The sequence below is a fragment of the Pseudomonas sp. GZD-209 genome (assembly GCF_049310485.1).
GTDB lineage: Bacteria > Pseudomonadota > Gammaproteobacteria > Pseudomonadales > Pseudomonadaceae > Aquipseudomonas > Aquipseudomonas sichuanensis.
In genome coordinates, this window is the sequence record NZ_JBMOWQ010000258.1 from 1 (window position 1) to 5270 (window position 5270).

Sequence of the window (5270 nt, forward strand, 5' to 3'; positions counted from 1 at the left end):
TTACTTGGCTTTTTCTGCGAAAAGGAACGCAAAGCGGCGCGCAGGAGCCTTTCGGTTCCTGCGCGCCGCTTTGTCGTTGATGAGAAGGGATCAGGCGAGGGTTTCGAGCACCTTGGCAATATCCTGCAAAACAGAATCTTCGCCGCGCTCACCCCAGAACAGGGCGACCATCTGGGTATCGGCCTCGATCTTGTAGACGCTTTCCGGCAACCCGGCGAAGACCTCGAGCAACCGCGGGTCCTCACAGGGCTCGCGATAACGGTTCCACCAGACGCCCGTACTGACCTGCCAGTAGCACCAGCTGTCGTCACGCCCCTTGCGCCGTGCCCGGTGGTACTGCGGGCATGGACTTGGGGGTTGTTTTTCCAGCCAGTGCGGCCACTGCTGCGGCGCCAGCTGCATGGCCAGGCCCATGCGCCGCCCCTCCAGGCGCAGATTCATCTGCCGGCTCTGCTTGTGCGAGGGGCGCAACCAGGCGAGCGGGCTGAGAATCAGCGCAAGGATTGACACCACCAGCCATACCGTCATATCTGTAGACCTTATAAAGCGTTGCAAATGAGCGGGTTACTCATGCTTCACGGACGACCCGCGCGAAAGCGACCATACTTCTTCTATCGCGATTGTCAGGAGTACAGCTCATGTCCTACGAACATCTTCTGGTCGCCGTCGACCTGACCGAAGAATGCGACCCGGTGATCAAGCGCGCCAAAGCGATCGCCCTGAGCAGCGGCGCGAAGGTCTCCCTGGTGCATATCGTCGAACCCATGGCCATGGCCTTTGGTGGTGACGTGCCCATGGACCTCTCGCAGTTGCAGCAGCAACAGTTCGATCAGGCCAAGGAGCGCATGGACCGCCTGTTCAACAAATACCCGGACATCAACCGAGGCGATTCGCACCTGGTGTATGGCCAGCCACGCCAGGAAATTCACCAATTGGCGAAAGACCAGAAGTGCGACCTGATCGTGGTGGGCAGCCATGGCCGGCATGGCCTGGCCCTGCTGCTGGGCAGCACCGCCAACGATGTGCTGCATGGCGCGCCGTGCGATGTATTGGCAGTACGCCTGCTGAAAAAAACCGAATGATGCCCTGATCGCGGGGCAAGCCGGATCGCCGCACCGCCATTCCCACAAAGCCTTGATGGCTACGGGAGCGGCGATGCGGCGATCCGGCTTGCCCAGCGATGATGTCAGCCTTCCAGCTCAGCCCAGCGCTCCACCAGCGCATCCAGCTCACCCTGCAGCTTCTCGATCTTGGCCAGCACCGCCGAAGTCTCGGCAATCGGCCGCTGATAGAAGCCCGCAGCGCTCACTTCTTCCTGCGCCTCAGCCATGCGCTGCTCCACCTGGTCGATTTGCCCTGGCAGCATCTCCAGCTCACGCTGCAGCTTGTAGCTGAGTTTTTTCTTCGACGCGTCGGGGGCCGCAGCAACCGGTGCAGGAGCCACCGGCTCCGCCACCTGCTCGACCACCGCACTGTTGAGCTCGGACTTGCCGCCCTTGCTCTCGGTCACGCCCAGCAGCTTTGGCGAACCACCCTGGCGAATCCAGTCTTCGTAGCCACCCACGTACTCGCGCACGCGCCCTTCACCTTCGAACACCAGGGTGCTGGTAACCACGTTGTCGAGGAAAGCCCGGTCGTGGCTGACCATCAGGACAGTGCCTTTATAGTTCGACAGCACCTCTTCGAGCAGCTCGAGGGTTTCCACGTCCAGGTCGTTGGTCGGCTCGTCCAGCACCAGCAGGTTGGCGGGTTTGCTGAACAGCTTGGCCAGCAGCAGGCGGGCACGCTCACCACCGGACAACGCCTTGACCGGGGTACGGGCACGCTGAGGGCTGAACAGGAAATCGCTGAGGTAGCTGAGCACATGGCGGCTCTGGCCATCGATATCGATGAAGTCGCGGCCTTCGGCCAGGTTATCGATAACGGTCTTTTCCAGATCGAGCTGGTGACGCATCTGGTCGAAGTAGGCCACTTCCAGCTTGGTGCCGATCTCGACCTTGCCCGCTGTCGGCTGCAGATCACCCAGCATCAGCTTGAGCAAGGTGGTCTTGCCGGTGCCGTTGGCGCCGAGCAGGCCGATACGGTCCTGGCGCTGCAGCACCATGGAGAAGTCCTTGACCAGCTTCGGCCCGCCCTGATGCGCGAAGCTGACGTTTTCCAGCAACATCACTTGCTTGCCGGACTTGTCCGCCACTTCGATCTGGATGTTCGCCTTGCCCTGACGTTCGCGGCGCTCGCCACGCTCCACGCGCAGCGCCTTGAGGGCGCGCACGCGGCCTTCGTTACGGGTACGCCGGGCCTTGATGCCCTGGCGGATCCACACCTCTTCCTGGGCCAGGCGCTTGTCGAACAGCGCGTTGGCGGTCGCCTCGGCAGCCAGTTCGGCCTCCTTGTGCACCAGGAAGCTGGCGTAGTCGCCGTTCCAGTCGATCAGGCCGCCACGGTCCAGTTCCAGGATGCGCGTCGCCAGGTTCTGCAGGAATGAACGGTCGTGGGTGATGAACAGCACTGCTCCGTTGAAGCTGTTCAAGGCCTCTTCCAGCCAGGCGATGGCGCCGATGTCCAGGTGGTTGGTGGGCTCGTCGAGCAGCAGCAGGTCCGGTTCGGACACCAGCGCCTGGGCCAGCAGTACACGGCGGCGCCAGCCACCGGACAGCTCGGCCAGGGTCTTGTCGGCCGGCAGTTGCAGGCGGCTGAGGGTGCTCTCGACCACCTGCTGCAGGCGCCAGCCATCGCGAGCTTCCAGCTCGTGCTGAACGTGCATCAGCTTGTCCAGGTCTTCGGCAGTGTGGATGTTCAGGCTCAGGTGGTGGTATTCGGCCAGCAGCTCGCCCACGCCATCCAGGCCAGCGGCCACCACATCGAACACCGTGCGCTCGTCGGCCACCGGCAGTTCCTGCGGCAGTTCGCCGATCTTCAGGCCCGGGGCACGCCAGATATCGCCATCGTCGCCTTTCTGCTCGCCCTTGATCAGGCGCAGCATGCTCGACTTGCCTGTACCGTTGCGGCCGATGATGCACACCCGCTCACCACGGGCGATCTGCCAGGAAACCTTGTCCAGCAACGGCATGGCGCCGAATGCGAGGGACACATCGCTGAATTTGAGCAGGGTCATGATCATCTCCAAAAACTGGGCGCGCATTCTACCCGACTTGCCTGCGCAGGGCATTAAAACCGCGTTGCCGGCAGCACCGCGTCGGATAACAACTCGATACAAGCACAGTGCTTTCACCGGCCCACGGCAAACGGCTAAGCTAGGCAGTAATACCCAACAGTGCTGGCTCCGCCGTCACTCTCTATGGTTCAACTGCCCGGACGTATCATGCGCAGCCGCCTGTTACAAATTGCTTCCTGCCTATTGCTCACCGCAACCGCTGCGAGTGCCGCACAGGCCGCCGACCTCACCCAGCAGCGCCAGTACTACGACGAAGCCAAGCGCGCCCTGGCCAAAGGCGACAAGGGCCCCTACCTGCGTTACGCGCAAGCACTGCGCGACTACCCGCTGACGCCCTACCTCACATATGACGAGCTCACCGCCCGGCTCAAAAGCGCCAGCAACGAGGAAATCGAAGGTTTCCTCGCCGCCCACGGCGACCTGCCCCAGGCCAACTGGATGAAACTGCGCTGGTTGCGTTGGCTGGCCGAACGCGGCGAATGGAACACCTTCGTCAAATACTACGACCCCAAGCTCAACTTCACCGAGCTGGACTGCCTCAACGGCCAGTACCAGCTGAGCCACGGCCAGCGCGCCCAGGGCTTCGCTACGGCAGACAAGCTATGGAACGTCGGCAAATCGCAACCGGAGGCCTGCGACACGCTGTTCGCCATGTGGGCAGCCGAAGGGCAGCTGACCGAGGCCAAACGCTGGCAGCGCGCCAAACTGGCGGCCCAGGCGCGCAACTACGGGCTGGCCAACAACCTGGTGAAAACCCTCACCACCCTGGCTCCCCAGGGCAAGCTGCTGATCGATGTGGCGCAGAAGCCCGAACTGCTCAACCAGCCTTCGCGCTTCACCCCGGTCAACGAAGCCATGTCCGACGTGGTCAGCCTCGGCCTGCGCCGCCTGGCACGCCAGGATCCGGAGCAAGCCATGGCGCTGCTCGATGACTACGCCCAGCGCATGCACTTCTCCCGCGACGAGAAGGTCGCCATCGCCCGCGAGATCGGCCTCACGCTTGCACGTCGCTATGACCCGCGCGCGCTGGACCTCATGACCCGTTACGACCCCGAACTGCGCGACAACACCGTCAGCGAGTGGCGCATGCGCCTGCTGCTGCGCCTGGGCCGCTGGGAAGAAGCCTATGAGCTGAGCAAGCGCCTGCCGCAGGACCTGGCCAGCAGCAACCGCTGGAAGTACTGGCAAGCCCGCAGCCTGGAACTGGCCCAACCCAACAACCCGCAGATCCCGCTGCTGTACAAGACCGTGGCCCGCGAGCGTGACTTCTATGGCTTCCTCGCCGCCGACCGGGCGCAGACCGCCTACCAGCTGAACAACAAGCCTTTGCAGCTCAGCCAGCAGGTGATCAACAAGGTGCGCAATACCCCCGGCGTGCGCCGTGCCCTGGAGTTCCATGCCCGCGGCCAGATCGTCGAAGGCCGGCGCGAGTGGTACCACGTCAGCCGTCACTTCAGCCGTGACGAGATGGTCGCCCAGGCGCGCCTTGCCTATGACATGCGCTGGTACTTCCCGGCCATTCGCACCATCAGCCAGGCCCAGTACTGGGACGACCTGGACATCCGCTTCCCCATGGCCCACCGCGACACCCTGGTGCGCGAAGCCAAGGTGCGCGGCCTGCACTCGAGCTGGGTGTTCGCCATCACCCGCCAGGAAAGCGCATTCATGGAGGACGCCCGCTCCAGCGTTGGCGCCAGCGGCCTGATGCAGCTGATGCCCGCCACGGCCAAGGAGACCGCGCGCAAGTTCAGCATCCCGCTGGCCTCCCCGGCCCAGGTGCTCAACCCGGACAAGAACATCCAGCTCGGCGCCGCCTACCTGAGCCAGGTCCACAGCCAGTTCAACGGCAACCGCGTGCTGGCCTCGGCCGCCTACAACGCCGGCCCCGGCCGCGTACGGCAATGGCTCAAGGGCGCCAAGCACCTGAGCTTCGACGTGTGGGTCGAGTCGATCCCGTTCGACGAGACGCGCCAGTACGTGCAGAACGTGCTGTCGTATTCGGTAATCTACGGGCAAAAGCTCAACTCGCCGCAACCGCTGGTGGATTGGCATGAGCGGTATTTCGACGACATGTGATCGGAGCTCTGTCGGGGGG

At 63.5% G+C, this 5270-nt stretch carries 4 protein-coding genes; 2 read left to right on the forward strand and 2 right to left on the reverse strand.

The genetic code is table 11. The annotated features are described in order from the left end of the window. Positions 1-90: 90 nt before the first annotated feature. The gene (locus ACO6VM_RS25300; RefSeq protein ID WP_422403981.1) at positions 91-528 is read right to left on the reverse strand and encodes a hypothetical protein; all 438 of its coding nucleotides are present in this window, start codon (positions 526-528) and stop codon (positions 91-93) included. 110 nt (positions 529-638) lie between these two features. On the opposite strand from ACO6VM_RS25300, the gene ACO6VM_RS25305 reads away from it, so the two are divergent. Further along, the gene (locus tag ACO6VM_RS25305) at positions 639-1082 is read left to right on the forward strand and encodes a universal stress protein (protein ID WP_401056867.1); all 444 of its coding nucleotides are present in this window, start codon (positions 639-641) and stop codon (positions 1080-1082) included. 104 nt (positions 1083-1186) lie between these two features. On the opposite strand, the gene ACO6VM_RS25310 is transcribed toward ACO6VM_RS25305, so the two are convergent. Continuing rightward, on the reverse strand, positions 1187-3115 hold the full coding sequence (locus tag ACO6VM_RS25310) for an ATP-binding cassette domain-containing protein (RefSeq protein ID WP_422403982.1): 1929 nt from the start codon (positions 3113-3115) through the stop codon (positions 1187-1189). 207 nt (positions 3116-3322) lie between these two features. Here ACO6VM_RS25310 and ACO6VM_RS25315 point away from each other — a divergent pair, with 207 nt between their 5' ends. After that, positions 3323-5251: a transglycosylase SLT domain-containing protein gene (locus tag ACO6VM_RS25315; protein ID WP_390967407.1), complete on the forward strand. Its 1929-nt coding sequence runs from the start codon at positions 3323-3325 to the stop codon at positions 5249-5251. The last annotated feature ends 19 nt before the right edge of the window (positions 5252-5270 follow it).

What these genes read in the sequence shown, in the direction of transcription:
- ACO6VM_RS25300 (WP_422403981.1), bottom strand. Translation starts at nt 528, where the DNA reads ATGACGGTATGGCTGGTGGTGTCAATCCTTGCGCTGATTCTCAGCCCG.
- ACO6VM_RS25305 (WP_401056867.1), top strand. Translation starts at nt 639, where the DNA reads ATGTCCTACGAACATCTTCTGGTCGCCGTCGACCTGACCGAAGAATGC.
- ACO6VM_RS25310 (WP_422403982.1), bottom strand. Translation starts at nt 3,115, where the DNA reads ATGACCCTGCTCAAATTCAGCGATGTGTCCCTCGCATTCGGCGCCATG.
- ACO6VM_RS25315 (WP_390967407.1), top strand. Translation starts at nt 3,323, where the DNA reads ATGCGCAGCCGCCTGTTACAAATTGCTTCCTGCCTATTGCTCACCGCA.